At 72.5% G+C, this 15,807-nt stretch carries 19 protein-coding genes; 10 read left to right on the top strand and 9 right to left on the bottom strand.

Features of this window, described 5'->3' with window-relative positions:
- Positions 1-4: 4 nt before the first annotated feature.
- On the bottom strand, positions 5-874 hold the full coding sequence (gene folP / locus ID554_RS09440) for a dihydropteroate synthase (RefSeq protein ID WP_117230073.1): 870 nt from the start codon (positions 872-874) through the stop codon (positions 5-7).
- Positions 875-1,018: 144 nt separating this feature from the next.
- Between folP and ID554_RS09435 the strand changes: the two genes are divergently transcribed.
- Entirely contained in the window at positions 1,019-1,738 is a 720-nt protein-coding gene (locus ID554_RS09435) for a DivIVA domain-containing protein (RefSeq protein WP_117230072.1), read from the top strand.
- Positions 1,735-2,232: an SRPBCC family protein gene (locus ID554_RS09430; protein WP_117230071.1), complete on the top strand. Its 498-nt coding sequence runs from the start codon at positions 1,735-1,737 to the stop codon at positions 2,230-2,232. The genes ID554_RS09435 and ID554_RS09430 overlap by 4 nt, the downstream gene beginning before the upstream one ends.
- 128 nt (positions 2,233-2,360) lie before the next feature.
- On the opposite strand, the gene ID554_RS09425 is transcribed toward ID554_RS09430, so the two are convergent.
- A complete protein-coding gene (locus ID554_RS09425) occupies positions 2,361-2,744 on the bottom strand; it encodes a PIN domain-containing protein (protein WP_117230070.1) in 384 nt (127 codons plus the stop codon).
- On the bottom strand, positions 2,741-2,989 hold the full coding sequence (locus tag ID554_RS09420; protein ID WP_117230069.1) for a type II toxin-antitoxin system Phd/YefM family antitoxin: 249 nt from the start codon (positions 2,987-2,989) through the stop codon (positions 2,741-2,743). The genes ID554_RS09425 and ID554_RS09420 overlap by 4 nt, the downstream gene beginning before the upstream one ends.
- Before the next feature lie 107 nt (positions 2,990-3,096).
- Between ID554_RS09420 and ID554_RS09415 the strand changes: the two genes are divergently transcribed.
- The gene (locus ID554_RS09415) at positions 3,097-3,687 is read left to right on the top strand and encodes a DNA-3-methyladenine glycosylase I (protein ID WP_117230068.1); all 591 of its coding nucleotides are present in this window, start codon (positions 3,097-3,099) and stop codon (positions 3,685-3,687) included.
- Positions 3,688-3,691: 4 nt separating this feature from the next.
- On the top strand, positions 3,692-4,315 hold the full coding sequence (locus tag ID554_RS09410; RefSeq protein WP_117230067.1) for a hypothetical protein: 624 nt from the start codon (positions 3,692-3,694) through the stop codon (positions 4,313-4,315).
- Between the two features lie 10 nt (positions 4,316-4,325).
- Here the strand turns inward: ID554_RS09410 and ID554_RS09405 are convergent, their stop codons facing one another.
- Both ID554_RS09405 and ID554_RS09400 read right to left on the bottom strand, forming a co-directional pair.
- Entirely contained in the window at positions 4,326-5,117 is a 792-nt protein-coding gene (locus tag ID554_RS09405) for an enoyl-CoA hydratase/isomerase family protein (RefSeq protein WP_117230066.1), read from the bottom strand.
- On the bottom strand, positions 5,114-5,938 hold the full coding sequence (locus ID554_RS09400; protein WP_117230065.1) for a PaaX family transcriptional regulator: 825 nt from the start codon (positions 5,936-5,938) through the stop codon (positions 5,114-5,116). The genes ID554_RS09405 and ID554_RS09400 overlap by 4 nt, the downstream gene beginning before the upstream one ends.
- Before the next feature lie 191 nt (positions 5,939-6,129).
- Between ID554_RS09400 and ID554_RS09395 the strand changes: the two genes are divergently transcribed.
- Both ID554_RS09395 and ID554_RS09390 read left to right on the top strand, forming a co-directional pair.
- Entirely contained in the window at positions 6,130-6,297 is a 168-nt protein-coding gene (locus ID554_RS09395) for a DUF3117 domain-containing protein (protein ID WP_013283866.1), read from the top strand.
- A gap of 144 nt (positions 6,298-6,441) precedes the next feature.
- A complete protein-coding gene (locus ID554_RS09390) occupies positions 6,442-7,908 on the top strand; it encodes a leucyl aminopeptidase family protein (RefSeq protein WP_117230064.1) in 1,467 nt (488 codons plus the stop codon).
- A 28-nt stretch (positions 7,909-7,936) separates the two neighbouring features.
- On the opposite strand, the gene ID554_RS09385 is transcribed toward ID554_RS09390, so the two are convergent.
- Positions 7,937-8,611 (bottom strand): O-methyltransferase, encoded by a 675-nt coding sequence (locus ID554_RS09385; protein WP_317985220.1) that lies wholly within the window; start codon positions 8,609-8,611, stop codon positions 7,937-7,939.
- Between the two features lie 197 nt (positions 8,612-8,808).
- Here ID554_RS09385 and ID554_RS09380 point away from each other — a divergent pair, with 197 nt between their 5' ends.
- Positions 8,809-10,125 carry a S1C family serine protease gene (locus tag ID554_RS09380; RefSeq protein WP_117230063.1) on the top strand — a complete coding sequence of 439 codons (1,317 nt, stop codon included), beginning with the start codon at positions 8,809-8,811 and terminating at the stop codon, positions 10,123-10,125.
- A 73-nt stretch (positions 10,126-10,198) separates the two neighbouring features.
- Positions 10,199-10,636, top strand: a complete 438-nt coding sequence (locus ID554_RS09375) for a Sec-independent protein translocase family protein (RefSeq protein ID WP_117230062.1) — start codon at positions 10,199-10,201, stop codon at positions 10,634-10,636.
- Positions 10,637-10,651: 15 nt separating this feature from the next.
- Here ID554_RS09375 and ID554_RS09370 read toward each other — a convergent pair whose 3' ends face one another.
- The 3 genes from ID554_RS09370 to ID554_RS09360 form a co-directional block, all read right to left on the bottom strand.
- Positions 10,652-11,800, bottom strand: a complete 1,149-nt coding sequence (locus ID554_RS09370) for an Mrp/NBP35 family ATP-binding protein (RefSeq protein WP_117230061.1) — start codon at positions 11,798-11,800, stop codon at positions 10,652-10,654.
- Positions 11,801-11,874: 74 nt separating this feature from the next.
- The gene (locus ID554_RS09365) at positions 11,875-12,501 is read right to left on the bottom strand and encodes a DUF1003 domain-containing protein (protein WP_117230060.1); all 627 of its coding nucleotides are present in this window, start codon (positions 12,499-12,501) and stop codon (positions 11,875-11,877) included.
- Positions 12,494-13,804: a magnesium transporter MgtE N-terminal domain-containing protein gene (locus tag ID554_RS09360; protein ID WP_117230059.1), complete on the bottom strand. Its 1,311-nt coding sequence runs from the start codon at positions 13,802-13,804 to the stop codon at positions 12,494-12,496. Before ID554_RS09360 ends, ID554_RS09365 begins: the two co-directional genes overlap by 8 nt.
- A gap of 134 nt (positions 13,805-13,938) precedes the next feature.
- On the opposite strand from ID554_RS09360, the gene ID554_RS09355 reads away from it, so the two are divergent.
- Positions 13,939-14,832 (top strand): IS982 family transposase, encoded by an 894-nt coding sequence (locus tag ID554_RS09355; protein WP_191088568.1) that lies wholly within the window; start codon positions 13,939-13,941, stop codon positions 14,830-14,832.
- Between the two features lie 36 nt (positions 14,833-14,868).
- On the top strand, positions 14,869-15,738 hold the full coding sequence (locus ID554_RS09350; protein WP_117228603.1) for a PhzF family phenazine biosynthesis protein: 870 nt from the start codon (positions 14,869-14,871) through the stop codon (positions 15,736-15,738).
- Positions 15,739-15,807: the final 69 nt, after the last annotated feature.

Here is a 15,807-nt window from a genome sequence, read left to right as displayed (position 1 = left end):
CCGGTCAGGCCAGCCCACGTCGGGTGAGCGTGGGCGGGCGGGTGCCCCGGATGGACGCCACCATGTCCAGCACCCGGCGGGTCTGGCGGACCTGGTGGGCCCGGAAGACCCGGGCGCCCAGCCAGGCGGAGACCGCCGTTGCGGCGAGCGTCCCCTCCAGCCGCTCGGCGACCGGCAGGTCCAACGTCTCGCCGACGAAGTCCTTGTTCGACAGGGCCACCAGCAACGGCCACCCGGTGCCGGCCAGCTCCCCGAGCCGTCGGGTGATCTCCAACGAGTGCCGGGTGTTCTTGCCGAAGTCGTGCGCCGGGTCGATGAGGATCCCGTCGGGGCGTACCCCCAGGGACACCGCCCGCTCGGCGAGCCCGGTCACCGTCCTCACGACGTCGGCCACCACGTCGTCGAAGGCTGCCCGGTGCGGCCTGGTCCGTGGGCTCAGCCCACCGGCGTGCGAGCAGACCAGCCCGGCGCCGGTTCGCGCGGCGACCCGGGCCAACGCCGGGTCTGCGCCCGACCAGGTGTCGTTGAGCAGGTCGGCGCCGGCGGCGACTGCCTCCACCGCCACCTCGGCCCGCCAGGTGTCGATGGAGACGACCACGTCCGGGAAGCCGGCCCGGACGGCGGCGATGGTGTCCACTGTCCGGCGGATCTCCTCGGCGACGTCCACCTCGGCGCCCGGCCCCGCCTTCACCCCACCGATGTCGACGATCTGCGCGCCCTCGTCCACGGCGCGGGCCACCGCCGACAGGGCGCTGTCGGCCTCGAACGTCGCACCCCGGTCAAAGAACGAGTCCGGCGTGCGGTTGACGATCGCCATCACCACCAGATCGTCGGGGCCGAACGTCCGTCCACCGAGCCGTAGCTCCCCGGCCACGCCGCCTCCTCCATCGCCGTACGCCGCCGGTCGATCACGCGGCCGGCATCCACGACGCTATCCCGTGCCAGGTCACGAGCACCGTCCGGTACGGCGCGCCGGGTGGGGTCGCTCCGCGCCCGTCGACGTGCCACGATCAGTGGTATGGGTCAGCTTCTGCTCCTGCTGGTCGTGGCGGTCGCCGTCGCGGCGGTGGTGTTCGGGGTGACGGTGCTGGTCACCGGCCGGGATCCCGGCCTGGTGCCGGCCGAGGCGGACGGGCGGGCGGTGCCGTTGCCCGGCGACCGTCCGCTGCGCGAGTCGGACGTGGGCGAGTTGCGTTTCGACACCGCGCTGCGCGGATACCGGATGGCCCAGGTCGACCAGGCGCTGCGCCGGGCGGCGTACGACATCGGCTACAAGACCGAGCTGATCGGGGTGTTGGAGGCAGAGGTGACCGCGCTGCGGGACGGGCGTACGGCCGAGGCCGATGCCCTGCAGCGCGCCCGCGAGCAGTCCGCCGGCCTGGCCACCGGCCCGGCCGCCGACACCACCACGGCCCCCGACACCACCACGGCCCCCGACACCACCACGGCCCCCGACACCACCACGGCCCCCGACACCACCACGGCCCCCGACACCACCACGGCCCCCGACGCGTCCACCCCGCCGGTGTCCGACCCCGCCACCCCGCCGGTTTCCGACATCACCGTCACCCCGGCGGAGCCGGAGGTCCCTGCCACTCCGGCGAACGCCTCCTCGCCCGGCGACACCGCCGCCACGTCCGGTAGCGCCGTGTCTGGCGAGGCGGAAGACCGCAGGTCGGACGAGGCCGGGCCGGAGGCCGAGCCGCGCGGGCCGGTGGTCCGCTCGGAGTCGGCGTGAGTGATCCGGAGGGACAGGACGATCTGCGTCAGGCGGCCCAGCCGGGCGCCGGTGAGGTCACCGCGACCGTGATCGTCGACGCCCCGGCCGAGAAGGTCTTCGCGGCCCTGCTCGCCTGGGAACGGCAGTCCGACTGGATTCCGTTCACCAGGGTGCGGGTGGTCGAGGGCGACGGCGGCGAGGGCAGCCTGGTCGAGGCGGTCACCGCGCTCGGCCCGGCGGTGCTGCGGGACAAGATGCGGGTCGTCCGGGTGGACGCGCCGTACGAGATCGGCGTGGTGCACTGCGGCACCCTGCTGCGGGGCCCCGGCGTGCTGCGCTGCACCCCGTTGGCGGGCGGGCGTACCCAGGTGGTCTGGCACGAGTGGTTCCACCTGCCCGGCGGAACCGCCGGGCGGGCGGCCTGGCCGGTGCTCTGGCCCGGCTCGAAGTTCAGCCTCACCCAGGCGCTGCGCCGGTTCGCCCGCCAGGTCGAGCAGGGCCACCTGCCCTGACCCTGGTACACCCCGCCGACCGCCGAGCCGGCTTCCGGTTTATGGCGGCGGGGTGGGCGCGGGGTCTGTTCCGTGGTGAGCAGACCCGCGAGCACCACGAGCTTCCTTGCCAGTGGGCGGTGTGAGAGTCAGATCGTGTGGATCGTTATGAGGTCTTCGAGACCTGCGAGGTCCTCGGCGTTACGGGTGTATACGGCGGCGTCATGGGCGTGTGCAGTTGCCGCGATGAGCAGGCCCATCACCCTGGCTCGCGGCTGGCGGCCGGTCTCGACGACGCGTGCGGCCAACCGTGCGTAGCTGTCGGCGATCACTTCGTCGATGGGAAGTGGATCGAATCGACGTTGGATGGCGCTCAACCGTGCCAACCGGAGTGCCCTCGCCTCGGCGGTTTTCGCGACCAGGACACCGAACTGGAGTTCGGCGAGGCTGGCGACGCTGATGGCCAGCTCGCCGGGAATCGGGGTCACGTCGGTGGCGATAAGGATGCTGGTGTCGAGGATGCCGCGACTCACCGCTCGGCCCACGGACCGGTGACGGCGTCGTCGAGCAGGTCCCGATCACCCGCCCACCCTTGGTCTGTGGGTTGGTCGAACACGCCGGCAAGGTCGTCCCACTCGCGCCAGGTGCGAGGACTTACCGGGCCGAGCACGGCTGCAGGTCGGCCAGCGACGGTGATCGTCACACGTTCGCCCGCCTGCGCCCGACGTACCAGGTCGCTGGCGTTCTGTCGCATCTCCCGCAGCCCCACCTCATGCATACGCCTACTGTAGCACATGTGCTACCTGCCCCCGGGGGGCATCGGTACCGTGCTGCGGCCGATCCTTCCGGCCGCGACGGTCACACCCGCGACGTAGCCTGGGGGCCGTGACTGAGCTGGTGATCGGTGCCGACGGGCTGGCCCGCTGCGCCTGGGGAGCGAGCACGCCCGACTACGCGGTCTACCACGACACCGAGTGGGGCCGCCCGCTGCGCGGCGACGACGCGCTCTACGAGCGGATGACGCTGGAGGCGTTCCAGTCCGGGCTGTCCTGGTTGACCATTCTGCGCAAGCGTCCGGCGTTCCGGGCGGCCTTCGACGACTTCCGGATCGAGGCGGTGGCCGGCTACGGCGAGGCCGATGTGGCGCGGTTGTTGGCCGACACGGGCATCGTCCGCAACCGCGCGAAGATCGAGGCGACGATCGCGAACGCCCGGGCCGCGCTGGAGCTGCCAGAGGGGCTGTCGGCACTGCTCTGGTCGTTCGCGCCGCCCGCAGACCGAGCCCGCCCCACCGAGTTGACCGGGGTGCCGGCGTCGACCGACGTCTCCGCCGCCCTGGCCAAGGCGCTCAAGCGGCGCGGCTTCCGGTTCGTCGGCCCGACCACCGCGTACGCGCTGATGCAGGCCACCGGAATGGTCGACGATCACCTGGCGGGCTGCCACGTCGTGGCGACCCGGGCGAACGTGATGAGATGAGGACATGACGACCGACACCGTGCACCGGCCCAACGGCGCGAGCCACGCGGAGGGCACCGGAGCCTGGGCGGTGCTCCTGCCGCCAGGCAGGTACGACGCCGAACGGCTCGTGCACCACGACACGCTGGAGCTGACCGGCCTGGAGGACCGCCTCCTGCCCGGCCCCGGCGATCAGGTCGCGGTGTTGGCCGACGAGCCGCCCCGGCTGGTGGCGCTGGGCCGGGTCGCCGTGCCGACCGGGTACGGTCCCGAGGATCCCGAGGACCCGCAATCCGGCCGGGGGCCCGACGCGCTGGTGGTCACGTACACCCGGCGGGCCTTCGACGAGCCCGTGCCGGCGGAGACGTTGACCCTCGACGGGCCGGTCACCGCGCTCGACCCGGTGACCTTCCGCGACCTGGCCGACCGGCTCGGCCCGCCGCAGCAGCGACGTACCTGGCTGGTCAGCCTGGACCTGCCGATCGAGGCCGACTCGCCGGCCGAGGCGGTCCGGCTGTTCTGGGCCTACGTGCAGGAGCTGGGCCCCCGGGAACTGCCCGCCTTCGTCTCGCCCTCCGGCGACGAACTGGCCATGCAGGCATTCGTGCTGGGCGCCGAGGCGAACCAGGACCCGGAGGAGGACGACTGACCCGCTCGGATCAGCGTCCCTCGAAGACCGGCTTCTGCTTGTTGACGAACGCCAGCGTGGCCGCGTGGTGGTCGGCGGTGCCGCCGCAGATCGCCTGCGCCTTCGCCTCGGCGGCCAGCGCGTCGGTCAGGGTGCCGGCATCGGCGACGGAGAGTTGGCGCTTGATCGCCGCGTAGGCCACGGTCGGGCCGGCGGCGAGCCGGGTGGCGAGTTCCTGTGCGGTGGGGAGCACCTGCTCGTCGTCGTCCACCAGCCGGGTGAGCAGGCCCAGTCGGCTGGCCTCGTCGGCGCGTACCGGCTCGGCCAGCATCAGCAGCTCGACGGCCTTGGCGTGGCCGACCAGCCGGGGCAGCGTCCAGGACGCGCCGGTGTCGGCGGCGAGCCCGACCTTGGCGAACGCCATCAGGTAGCTGGTTGACGGCCCGCCGATGCGGAAGTCGGCGAGGAACGCCAGCGAGGCGCCGGCACCGGCGGCCATCCCGCGTACCGCGGCCACCACCGGCTTGGCCAGGTGGGCGAGCCGGGCGGCGATCGGGTTGTAGTGTGCCGCCACGGTGTCCAGCGGCCGGCCCGCGCCCTCCTGGAGGGTGGTCACGTGTTCCCGCAGGTCCTGGCCGGCGCAGAAGTTTCCGTCGGCCCCGGCGAGCACCACCGCCCGGACGCTGCGGTCGGCCTCCAGCTCGGCGAGGGTGTCCCGGAGCGCCTCCTTGAGCGCCACGTCGAGCGCGTTCATCGCCGCCGGGCGGTTCAGGGTGAGCGTGGCGACGGCGTCGGTGCGGTCGACGAGCAGCGGCTCTGTCACGTGTGGCGACCCTTCTGTCGGGCGATCCGGTGTCCTCCGTCGAGGCACTGTTCGACGTACCGGTCGGCGGCCGGCCGGAGCCGGGCCGCGTGCCGGTCGAAGAAGCCGGCCGCGGCGGTGCCGGGCCAGCGTTCGGGAAGCAGCGCCGGTGGCAGCTGCGGGTCCCGGAACAGGAAGGTACGCCACGCGTGCACCAGCCGGAACCGGGCCGCGTACGCCTCCTCGTCGCCACTGCGCGCGGAGACGCCGGTCAGCAGTGTTCGCTGCTCGGCGACGAAGTGTTCGTACGCCCGGCCGATCTCGGCCAGGTCCCAGGCCCGGCGGACCAGGCCCATCGCGCCCGGCGTGCCGGCGGCGTGCGCGGCGCTGAACCGCTCGAAACGTACGCCCGCCTCGCTGAGCAGCAGGTCGACGTCCTCGGCCGGACGGGTGGCCACCCAGGTCTGCTCGTCGAGCGTGCCGTAGCCGAGGTACCGCAGGTTCGCGGCGAGGCGCTGGCGGTCGCGTCGCGCCGTCGGCGCGTCGAGCACCAGCAGATCGAACCGCCCGTCCCAGGTGACCCGACCGGTGCGGTAGATCCGGGAGGCCGCCTCGTCCAGTCGTCGGGCCGCCTTCGGTGTGATCGAATAGCCCGGCCCGGAGGTCAGTTTGACCGGTTCGAGCCAGCCTTGACGGACCATGCGGGAGACCGCCGTCCGCACGGCGGGTGGGGCTATCCCGAGCGGCGCCAGCAGCTTCACCAGGGCGGCAACGGGCGCGCGGCCACCCCGGGGTCGGAGGTGGTCGCCGTACAGGTCGAAGAGTGCCGACCGTGCCTGCATGACCGCACATTGTGACAGGCCATCTCGCGATAAGCTAGATGCTGTTACATCAATGCTGCTTCGGTTTGGGTCCGGCGGTGTTCATCAGGGAAAATCGTTGGTCGACACCTCCCGCGCACGTTGCGGGTGGTCATGGCGAAGTGGCTGTGGGGCAACCCACCGACCCTGGTGTAGGTCTGAGGGGAGACAACATGGCGGCGATGAAGCCGCGGACGGGCGACGGTCCGCTGGAAGTCACCAAGGAGGGCCGGGGCATCGTCATGCGGGTCCCACTGGAGGGCGGTGGCCGGCTCGTCGTCGAGATGACTCCCGACGAGGCGACGGCGCTCGGTGACGCGCTGAAAGCGGCCGCCGGCTGAACAAGGCCGGTGCGTCGGCGACGCTCGCCGCCGCGGACGGTTCGTCAAAGCCCTGAGCCACCGGCTGAGCCGGTGGCTCAGGGCCTTCACACCATCTCGCCGGGCAGCCGCCCCGGCGATCGTCCTCAGGAGGTACGGCTCCGCGTGCTCGCCATCCGTCTGACCGCCGAGCCGGACCGGCTCGACATCCTGGCCCTGCCCGTCCGGTCCGGTGCCGGCGACGACACACCGGCCGAGCCGGTGCCCACCGGGGCGACGCTGCCCACGGGGATCGCCGACGAGGCTGCCGCGCTGGTTCCGCTGGCCCGCGTCACCGGCCGTCCCGGGCAGGTCCACACCCAGGTGCGACCGGGCGGCACACCGGCCCGCCTGCTGCTGCTCGGCGTGGGTGAGGCGGACGAGGCGGCGTGGCGCGCGGCGGGCGCCGGACTGGTCCGGGCAGCCCGAGATGAGACGCATGTCACAGTAGTGCTGCCTGCGGAGGCGGGGCCCGACGCGGTGCGCGGGCTGGTCGAGGGCCTGCTGCTCGGCTCGTACCGGTTTCGTCTCGGCGACGACCCGGACGCCCCCGTACTGACCGAGGTCGACCTGGCGGTCAGCGACCCCGAGGCCCACGCGCAAGCCGTCGCGGCGGCCCGGACGACCGCCGACATGACCCGGCTGGCCCGCGACCTGACCAACACCCCCTCCTCCATCAAGAACCCGGAGTGGTTCGCCGCCCAGGTCACCGAGGCCGCCGCCGACCTGCCCGGACTCGCGCTGCGAGTACGCGAGCCGGAGCAACTGGCCGCCGAGGGATTCGGCGGGATCCTCGCGGTGGGCGGCGGCTCGGCCAGCAGCCCCCGCCTGGTCGAGCTGGACTGGCACCCGGCCGACGCCCGTACCCACGTGGTGCTGGTCGGCAAGGGCATCACCTTCGACACCGGCGGCATCTCGATCAAGCCTGTGCCGGCGATGAAGCTGATGCGCAAGGACATGGCCGGGGCGGCGGCCGTCGTCGCGGCCACCCTCGGCGCGGCGGCCCTGCGGCTGCCGGTCCGGATCACCACGCTCGCCCCGTTGGCCGAGAACATGGTCAGCGGCTCGGCGTTCCGCCCCGGCGACATCGTCCGGCACTACGGCGGCCTGACCAGTGAGACGACCAACTCCGACGCCGAGGGTCGGCTGGTCCTCGCCGACGCGCTGGCGTACGCCGTGCAGGAACTCAAGCCCGACCTGCTGATCGACCTGGCCACGCTGACCGGGGCGAACGCGGTCGCGCTCGGCACCCGCACCGGCGCGCTCTACAGCGACAACGACCAGTTGGCCGGTGACCTGCTGGACGCCATGGCTGTGGCCGGCGAGTCCGCCTGGCGGATGCCGCTGGCCGCCGACTACGTCGAGCACCTCGGCAGCGACCTGGCCGACCTGCACAGCGCGTCGACGCAGGGGCCCGGATCCGTGCTGGCCGCGCTCTACCTGCGGGAGTTCACCGGCGAGCTGCGCCGCCAGTGGCTGCACATCGACATGTCGGCGCCGTCCTGGTGCGAACGCGACGACGCGGAGCTGACCCGGGGCGCGACCGGCTGGGGCGTACGCGGCCTGCTGCGCTGGCTGGCGACCCTCTCCTGACCGGCGGCCGGGCGGCGGTGCGGCCGGTTCAGCAGCGCACCGCGGCCAGCAGTCCGTCGCCCACCGGCAGCATCGCCGGGATCCAGTGCTCCGACTCGCGGATGGCCTTCACCGTCTCGCGCACCGTCACCGTCTCCGCGTCCCGGGCGGCCGGGTCACCGATCCGACCCCCGGCCAGCGTGCCGTTGAGGACCAGCACCCCGCCCGGCCGCAGCAGCCGCAGCGCGGCCTCCACGCAGGCGGTGAAGCCGGTCGCCTCGGCGTCGACGAACACCAGGTCGTACGCGCCGTCCGCGAGTCGGGGCAGCACGTCCAGCGCCCGTCCGGTGATGATGCGGGTCCGGCCGGCGACGAAGCCGGCCTCGGTGAAGATCCGGCGGGCGATCCGTTGGTGCTCCACCTCGACGTCGATGGTGGTGAGCACCCCGTCGGCCCGCATGCCGCGCAGCAGCCAGACGCCGCTGACCCCGGTGCCGGTGCCGATCTCGACCACCGCCCGCGCGTTGCCGGCGGCGGCGAGCAGGCGCAACGCGGCACCCGCGCCCGGGGTGACCGCGTCGAGTCCGACCTCTCGGGCGAGGCTGCGCGCGGTACGCAGCACGAGATCCTCGGTGACGTACGACTCCGCGAACTGGAGAGCCGGGTTCGTCGAACTGCCGGAACCGGCGACCGTGGCGATGGGACACCTCCGGGCGGCGAGCATGATGCGCAGGGCGGGTGGGCACTGTGACTCTAGAGGCGGCCCGCCACGGGCGCAGCCGCGCGTCCACCCGCAGTGACAACCGCTGACCCCATACGGCGCATCCGTGCAATCCTGGAAGCGGTATCCCGTCGACGGCATCGGGGCGGCGCCCGATCACCGGATCGCGGGGTACCGGGGGACGGACTGGGAGGCACCGAGTGACCGACGGCTGGGACTGGCGCCAGCCCGGCGCGAGCGGCGTACCGGCGGGACAGCCGGTGCCCGGAGCTCCGCCGGCGAGTTCGCCGGCACGCGAGGGCGGCCCGCCGGGCGCCTCACCGTGGTGGTCCGACGCGCTCACCGACCCGTGGCGGGATCCGAACGCGCTGGCGGCGGTGGTGCTGCCGGCGGCACCGATCGTCGGTGCCGAGCCGGAACAGGTCACCGACCCGGACGCGCCCGGCCGCCCGAGACTGCACCAGATGCTGCTGGTCCCGCTGCTGGCCGCGTTGCTCGCCGGCACGCTCGGCGGTGCCCTCGGGTACGCCTTCGCGATCCGTGGCGGCGCGGACGGGCCGGTGCTCGGTGCCGCGCCCGGCACCGCCCCCACGCTCGCGCAGCGCCCGCCGGAGTCACTGGCCGGTGTGGCCGAGCGGGTCCTGCCCAGCGTGGTCACCGTCCGGGTGGCCGGGGTGGGCGGCACCAGCGAGGGCTCCGGGTTCATCGTCAGCACCGACGGACACGTGATCACCAACGACCACGTGGTCGCCGGCGGCAGCGGCAAGGCCTCGGTGGTCTTCAACGACGGCAGCACCGACTCGGCGACCGTGGTGGGCCAGGACCCGGAGTCCGACCTCGCCGTGATCAAGGTCTCACGTACCGGGCTGCGTCCGGTCGAGTTCGGCGACTCCGACGCCCTCGCGGTCGGTGACCCGGTGCTGGCCTTCGGTTCGCCGCTGTCGCTGGCGAACACGGTCACGTCGGGCATCGTCAGCGCCCTGGACCGGACCATGCAGGCCGGTGAGCCGGGCGGCCCGACGCGCTACTACGCCGCGATCCAGACCGACGCCGCGGTCAACCACGGCAACTCGGGCGGGCCGCTTGTCGACGCGGCGGGACGGGTGATCGGCGTCAACTCCACCATCAAGTCCCTCGTCGCCGACGGCCAGGAGGCCGGCAACATCGGTCTCGCCTTCGCCATCCCGATCAACCAGGCCAAGCGGGTCACCCAGGAGATCATCGGCACCGGCAAGGCCCGGCGTACGGTGATCGGCGCGCAGGTCGGCGGGCCCGGTGCCAACACCAGCGGGGCGGGCGTCCGCCTCGCCGCGGTGGAACCGGCGGGGCCGGCGGCCGGTGCCGGGCTCCGGGCCGGCGACGTGATCCTGCGGCTCGACGGCCGACCGATGACCGAGCCGACCGACCTGATCGCCCTGGTCCGCAAGTACGCGCCCGGCTCCGTGGTGACGGTCGAGTACCGGCGGGGAAGCGACCGGCAGAACGCCTCGGTCACGCTGGCGGCGGATGCGAAGTGACCTCGCAGAACCCCTTCTGGCCAGGCCCCCGACGTGCGTACTCTGGCTGCGATAGCAGGGGGAGGAGGACGGGGTGTTCGAGAACCTGAACATGTGGGAGGTCGGCGCGCTGCTGCTGCTGGCGCTGCTGATCTTCGGTGACCGGCTGCCGCAGGTGATCAGCGACGGCCTGCGGATGGTGCGCAACCTGCGCAACATGGCGCGGAACGCCACCACCGACCTCAGCAAGGAGCTGGGCACCGACATCCAGTTGGAGGACCTGCACCCCAAGGCGTTCATCCGCAAGCACCTGCTCAGCGAGGAAGACGAGCAGGCGATCCGCAAACCGATGCAGGGCATCTACGACAACCTTCGGGCGGACGTCACCGGCGTGCACAACGACCTCAAGGAGGTCGCCACCGCCGCCGACCTGCGGACCCCCACCGCCACGCCGTTGACGACGCGTACCTCCGCCCCGGCAGCGTCCCCGCCGCCGGCCCCGCGCGCCGCCAGCTACGACGAGATCACCTGACGGCGCGCCCGTCCGTCAGCGGCCGGCCGGCGTGAGACCGAGCGGCTTTCCCAGCAGCGACTCCCGGCGCACCGCGAGCCGGTCGGCGACCTGACCCAGCGCCTTCGCCGCCGGGGAGTCCGGCGCGGCCAGGACGATCGGGTTCCCCTCGTCGCCCGCCTCGCGTACCCGGGTGTCGAGCGGCACCTGACCCAGCAGCGGCACCTGCGCGCCGATGGTCTGGGTCAGCGAGTCGGCGACGGTCTGACCGCCACCGGCGCCGAAGACCTCCATCCGGGAGCCGTCCGGCAGCTCCAGCCAGGACATGTTCTCGATCACACCGACCACCCGCTGATGGGTCTGCAACGCGATCGCGCCGGCCCGCTCGGCCACTTCGGCGGCAGCGGCCTGCGGCGTGGTGACGACCAGGATCTCGGCGTTCGGCAGCAACTGGGCCAGCGAGATGGCCACGTCACCGGTGCCCGGGGGCAGGTCGAGCAGGAGCACGTCCAGGTCGCCCCAGTACACGTCGGCGAGGAACTGCTGCAGCGCGCGGTGCAGCATCGGCCCGCGCCACACGACCGCGGCGTTGCCGGCGGTGAACATGCCGATCGAGATGACCTTCACGCCGTGCGACTCCGGCGGCATGATCATGTCCTCGACGCGGGTGGGACGGCCGTCCGCGCCGAGCATCCGGGGCACCGAGTGTCCGTAGATGTCCGCGTCCACCACGCCGACGGAGAGGCCCCGCGCGGCCAGCGCCGCCGCCAGGTTCACCGTCACGCTGGACTTGCCCACGCCACCCTTGCCGCTGGCCACCGCGTACACCCGGGTGCGGGAGCCCGGCTGCGCGAACGGGATGACCGGCTCCTCGGACGCCCCACCGCCGCGCAGCGTGGCCTGAAGCTGCTGGCGCTGCTCGGTGCTCATCACACCGAAGTCGATCTCCACGCCGGTGACCCCGCTCACCGCGCTCACCGCGGCGGTGATGTCCGCCCGCAGCTTGTCCTTCAACGGACAACCGGCGACCGTGAGTAGCAGCGCGACCCGGACCACCCCGTCGTCGCCGACCTCGGCGGATCTGACCATGCCGAGTTCGGTGATCGGCCGGCGGATCTCCGGGTCGTCGACGGTGGCCAGGGCGGCCTGGACGGCGTCGTGGACGGTGCTGACGGGAGCTGACATGCCCGCAATGCTACGTCGGGCGTGATCCGCCACCGGCGCCAGCAGCGATGGTGTGAGCCAGTCGATGACCAGGGTCAGGGGTGGCGGGAGGTGCCGCTGTCGCGCCGGCCGTCCCCCGGAAGGTCGCCGTCCATCTCGTCGCGGGGCTCGTCCAGCGGATCGGCGTCGTCGCCCCGCGCCGCCGATCCCTCCCGGAGCCGCCGCTCCAACCGCAGGCGACGCTGTGCCGCCTCGTCCAGTTCCTCGGCCATCCGGGCCAGCTCGGAACGGAGGAAGTCCCGGGTCGCCACCTCGCCCAACGCGATCCGCAGCGCCGCGATCTCCCGGGCCAGGTACTCCGTGTCGGCCTTCTGCATGCCCGCCCGGCGCCGGTCCTCGTCCAACGCCACCCGGTCCCGGTCGGCCTGGCGGTTCTGCGCCAGCAGGATCAGCGGCGCCGCGTACGACGCCTGGATGGACAGGACCAGGGTGAGGAACGTGAAGGTGTACGGGTCGAAGCGCAGGCCCGCCGGGGCGAGCGTGTTCCAGACGAACCACAGGGTGATGAACAGCGTCATGTAGACGATGAAGTTCGCCGTACCCATGCCCCGCGCGATCGCCTCCGACCAGCGGCCGAAGGTCTCCTGGTCGACCCGGGGCAACTTCAGGCCACGCGGCTCCCGGGGCAGGTCCAGCCGCTCTGTCCGCCGCTGCTCAGCCATCGGCTCGCTCCGTGCTCACATCGGCGGACACCGCACCGTCGGCGGCCTCCGGTGGGGGGCCCGGCACGGCGTCGCGGTCCCGCCAGTCCGGGGGCAGCAGATGGTCCAGCACGTCGTCGACCGTGACCGCGCCCACCAGCCGGTTGTTCAGGTCGATCACCGGCATGGCGACCAGGTCGTAGGTGGCCATCCGGCGGGTGATCTCCGGCAGCGGGGTGGTCGGCCGCAACGGGTCGATGTCGTTGACCACCACCCCGCCGAGCAGGTCCGCCGGTGGCTCGCGGAGCAGCCGCTGGAAATGCACCATGCCCAGGTAGCGGCCGGTCGGTGTGGCCATCGGCGCACGGGACACGAACACCTGCGCGGCGACCGCCGGGGAGAGCTGCGGTTCCCGGATCCGGGCCAGCGCCTCCGCCACCGTCGCGTCCGGGGGCAGGATGACCGGCTCGGACGTCATCACGCTGCCGGCCGTCCCGGGGGTGTACTTCAGCAACTGCCGGACCGGGTCGGCCTCGTCCGGCTCCATCAGGTCGAGCAACACGTCCTGCTCCGGTGGCGGCAGCTCGCCCAGCAGGTCGGCGGCGTCGTCGGGATCCATCTCCTCCAGCACGTCGGCGGCCCGCTCGCGGCCCAGCGCGGTGAGGATCTCCACCTGGTCGCGTTCGGGCAACTCGCTCAGCACGTCGGCGAGCCGGGGGTCGTCCAGCGCCGCCGCGACCTCGTTGCGGCGGGCGTCCGGCAGATCCTGCAACGCGTTGGCCAGGTCCGCCGGGCGCATGTCCTCCAGGACGGCGAGCAGGTTGGCGGTACCGCCGGGCTCGGCGAGGCCGCTGAGCCCGCGTACCTTCTCCCACTCGACCTGCTGGAGATTGCCCCGGCGGGCCAGCCGGCCGGTCTGTTCCCGGGCCGCCACCCGGGCCAGTGACCAGTCCCCGGCCCGGCTGCACTCCATCGCCACGTCCACCACCGTCGCCGCCCGGTCGTCCGGGTCGAGCTGCACCCGGCGGTCGAGCAACTCCTGGAGCACCAGCAACTCGTTCGGGCGCTTCTCGAATCGGCGCAGGTTCAACGTGCCACTGCCGAGCACCACCGCGTCCGCGTCGATCGAGATGATCCGGTTGATGGAGAGGAAGATGCGCCGCCGCATCGGGATCTCGGCGACCAGGCCCACCACCTCGGGCGGTCGCTGGCCGGCGCGGAGCCGAGCCACCGCGTCGCGTACCCGGCCCACCTGGTCGCCGTTCGGGTCGAAGACGGCGACGCCGGCGAGACGGGCGAGGTAGACCCGGGTCGGCGTGCTCACGGGCACCAGCCTAGGGCGTACGCGGAAGTCAGCGCCGGGCTGTCACGTCCGGACAGCCCGGAGGGCCTAGACGAGTAGTTCCGAAGTCAGGGGTCGATGTCTGGGCATGAAGAGAGGGCATCCAAGATCATGGTGTGACGCAAGACCTGGATACCCTCTTGACCGCACTGTACGTGAAGATCGACGACAGCATCCGCACCCCCCGGTGGCGGGGACGGCCGCCGCTACTGACCGACTCCGAACTGGTATGCCTCGCGGTGGCGCAGGTCCTGCTCGGTGCCCGCTCTGAGGCGCACTGGATCCGCTACGCCCGTATCCACCTGCGCCCCTGGTTTCCCTACCTGCCGCAGCGGCCGGGCTACAACAAACGGCTCCGCGCTGCCCTGCCGCTGATCAAAAAGGTCATCCGGGACCTGGCCCGCGACAGTGACTTCTGGTTCGACCACCACTGGATCGTCGACTCCACCCCCATCCCGTGCGGCATGTCCCGCCCCACCGCCCAGCGCTCAGACCTCGCCGGCTGGGCCGGATACGGCTACTGCGCCTCCCATTCCCGCTTCTTCTGGGGACTCCGGCTCTACCTGGTCTGCACCCCGACCGGGATGCCGATCCTGTGGGCCCTCGCGAACCCGAAGATCGGCGAGCGAGAGGTCCTCGCCGCGATGCTGGACGTCGAGGCCGGCGTGGTGGCAGAGCACGACAGGATCCTGCTGATCAGCGACAAGGGATTCGCCTCCAAGCCATTCGAGCGGCAGTTGGCCGAGCAGGGCATCGAACTGCTGCGCCCGTCCCGCAAGAAGGAGAAGGCCCGCTACGGCGAGCCGATGCTCAAGAAGGTCCGCCAGTTGATCGAGTCGGTCAACGACACCCTCAAAGGCCAGCTTGACCTGGAACAACACGGCGGACGAACCTTCGACGGTGTGGCCGTCCGGGTCGCCCAACGCCTCCTCGCCATGACCGCGGCGATCTGGCACAACAACAAGACCGGCGCACCCGTCACCCGGTCACTGATCGCCTACGACCACTGACCGCAATTCGGAACAACTCGTCTAGTGTTTAGCACCATGTCGACCTTGGCTTACGAGATCGTGGACGTCTTCACCGATCGCCCGTACGCGGGGAACCCGCTCGCGGTGGTCTTCGGCGCCGAGGGGCTGGCCACCGAACAGATGCAGGCGCTGGCCCGGGAGTTCAACCTCTCCGAGACGGTCTTCGTGCTGCCCGCGACCCAGGTCAACGCCACCTACCGGGCGCGGATCTTCACCCCGACCGAGGAGTTGCCGTTCGCCGGCCATCCCAGCGTGGGCGCGGCGGTGACCGCGAGCCGGCGCGGCCTGTTCGCGGCTGGGCAGGTCAGCCAGGAGTGCGGTGCCGGAGTACTGCCGATCGAGGTGACCGGCGACGGTGCCACGCTGACCGGCGGCACCCCCGCTCTCGGTCCCGAGTTCGACCCGGAGCCGCTGCTGGAGGTGGCCGGGCTGGTCGCCGACGACCACCTCGGCCCGGCACCCCGGGTGGCCGGCTGCGGGCTGGAGTTCCCGTTCCTGCCGGTACGCCCCGACGCCCTGGCGAGGGCCGAGGTCAATCCGGTGGCGGCCCGGCGGTACGGAATCGAACACGTGAGCGTCTTCTCCTGGAACGCCGCCGCGCAAACCGCGCAGGCCCGCGTCTTCGTCCCCGGTCTCGGCGTACCCGAGGATCCGGCGACCGGCTCGGCCGCCCTCGGCCTGGGCGTGTGGCTGGTCGCCAGCGGCCTGCTGCCCGGCGAGGGACGGTCGTCGTACACCGTCCGGCAGGGCATCGAGATGGGCCGGCCGTCGACACTGAACTGCACGGTGACCGCCGCCGGTGGGGTGGCGCTGGGTGCCAGCGTGGCCGGCCAGGTGATGCCGGTGGCCCGGGGCGAGATCCTGGTGCCGCCGTTCGTCGGCTGACCGACCGGGGCCGACGTACGGGAGGATGTGGTGGTGACCGACGAGCGTGACAGCACCCCACTTGTCGAC

The organism is Micromonospora craniellae, from assembly GCF_014764405.1.
Classification (GTDB): Bacteria; Actinomycetota; Actinomycetes; order Mycobacteriales; family Micromonosporaceae; genus Micromonospora; species Micromonospora craniellae.
This window is presented reverse-complemented; position numbering and strand designations above follow the sequence as displayed.

What these genes read in the sequence shown, in the direction of transcription:
- ID554_RS09395 (WP_013283866.1), top strand. Translation starts at nt 6,130, where the DNA reads ATGGCGGCGATGAAGCCGCGGACGGGCGACGGTCCGCTGGAAGTCACC.
- ID554_RS09365 (WP_117230060.1), bottom strand. Translation starts at nt 12,501, where the DNA reads ATGGCTGAGCAGCGGCGGACAGAGCGGCTGGACCTGCCCCGGGAGCCG.
- ID554_RS09385 (WP_317985220.1), bottom strand. Translation starts at nt 8,611, where the DNA reads ATGCTCGCCGCCCGGAGGTGTCCCATCGCCACGGTCGCCGGTTCCGGC.
- ID554_RS09410 (WP_117230067.1), top strand. Translation starts at nt 3,692, where the DNA reads ATGACGACCGACACCGTGCACCGGCCCAACGGCGCGAGCCACGCGGAG.
- ID554_RS09400 (WP_117230065.1), bottom strand. Translation starts at nt 5,938, where the DNA reads ATGCAGGCACGGTCGGCACTCTTCGACCTGTACGGCGACCACCTCCGA.
- ID554_RS09370 (WP_117230061.1), bottom strand. Translation starts at nt 11,800, where the DNA reads ATGTCAGCTCCCGTCAGCACCGTCCACGACGCCGTCCAGGCCGCCCTG.
- ID554_RS09420 (WP_117230069.1), bottom strand. Translation starts at nt 2,989, where the DNA reads ATGCATGAGGTGGGGCTGCGGGAGATGCGACAGAACGCCAGCGACCTG.
- ID554_RS09435 (WP_117230072.1), top strand. Translation starts at nt 1,019, where the DNA reads ATGGGTCAGCTTCTGCTCCTGCTGGTCGTGGCGGTCGCCGTCGCGGCG.
- ID554_RS09350 (WP_117228603.1), top strand. Translation starts at nt 14,869, where the DNA reads ATGTCGACCTTGGCTTACGAGATCGTGGACGTCTTCACCGATCGCCCG.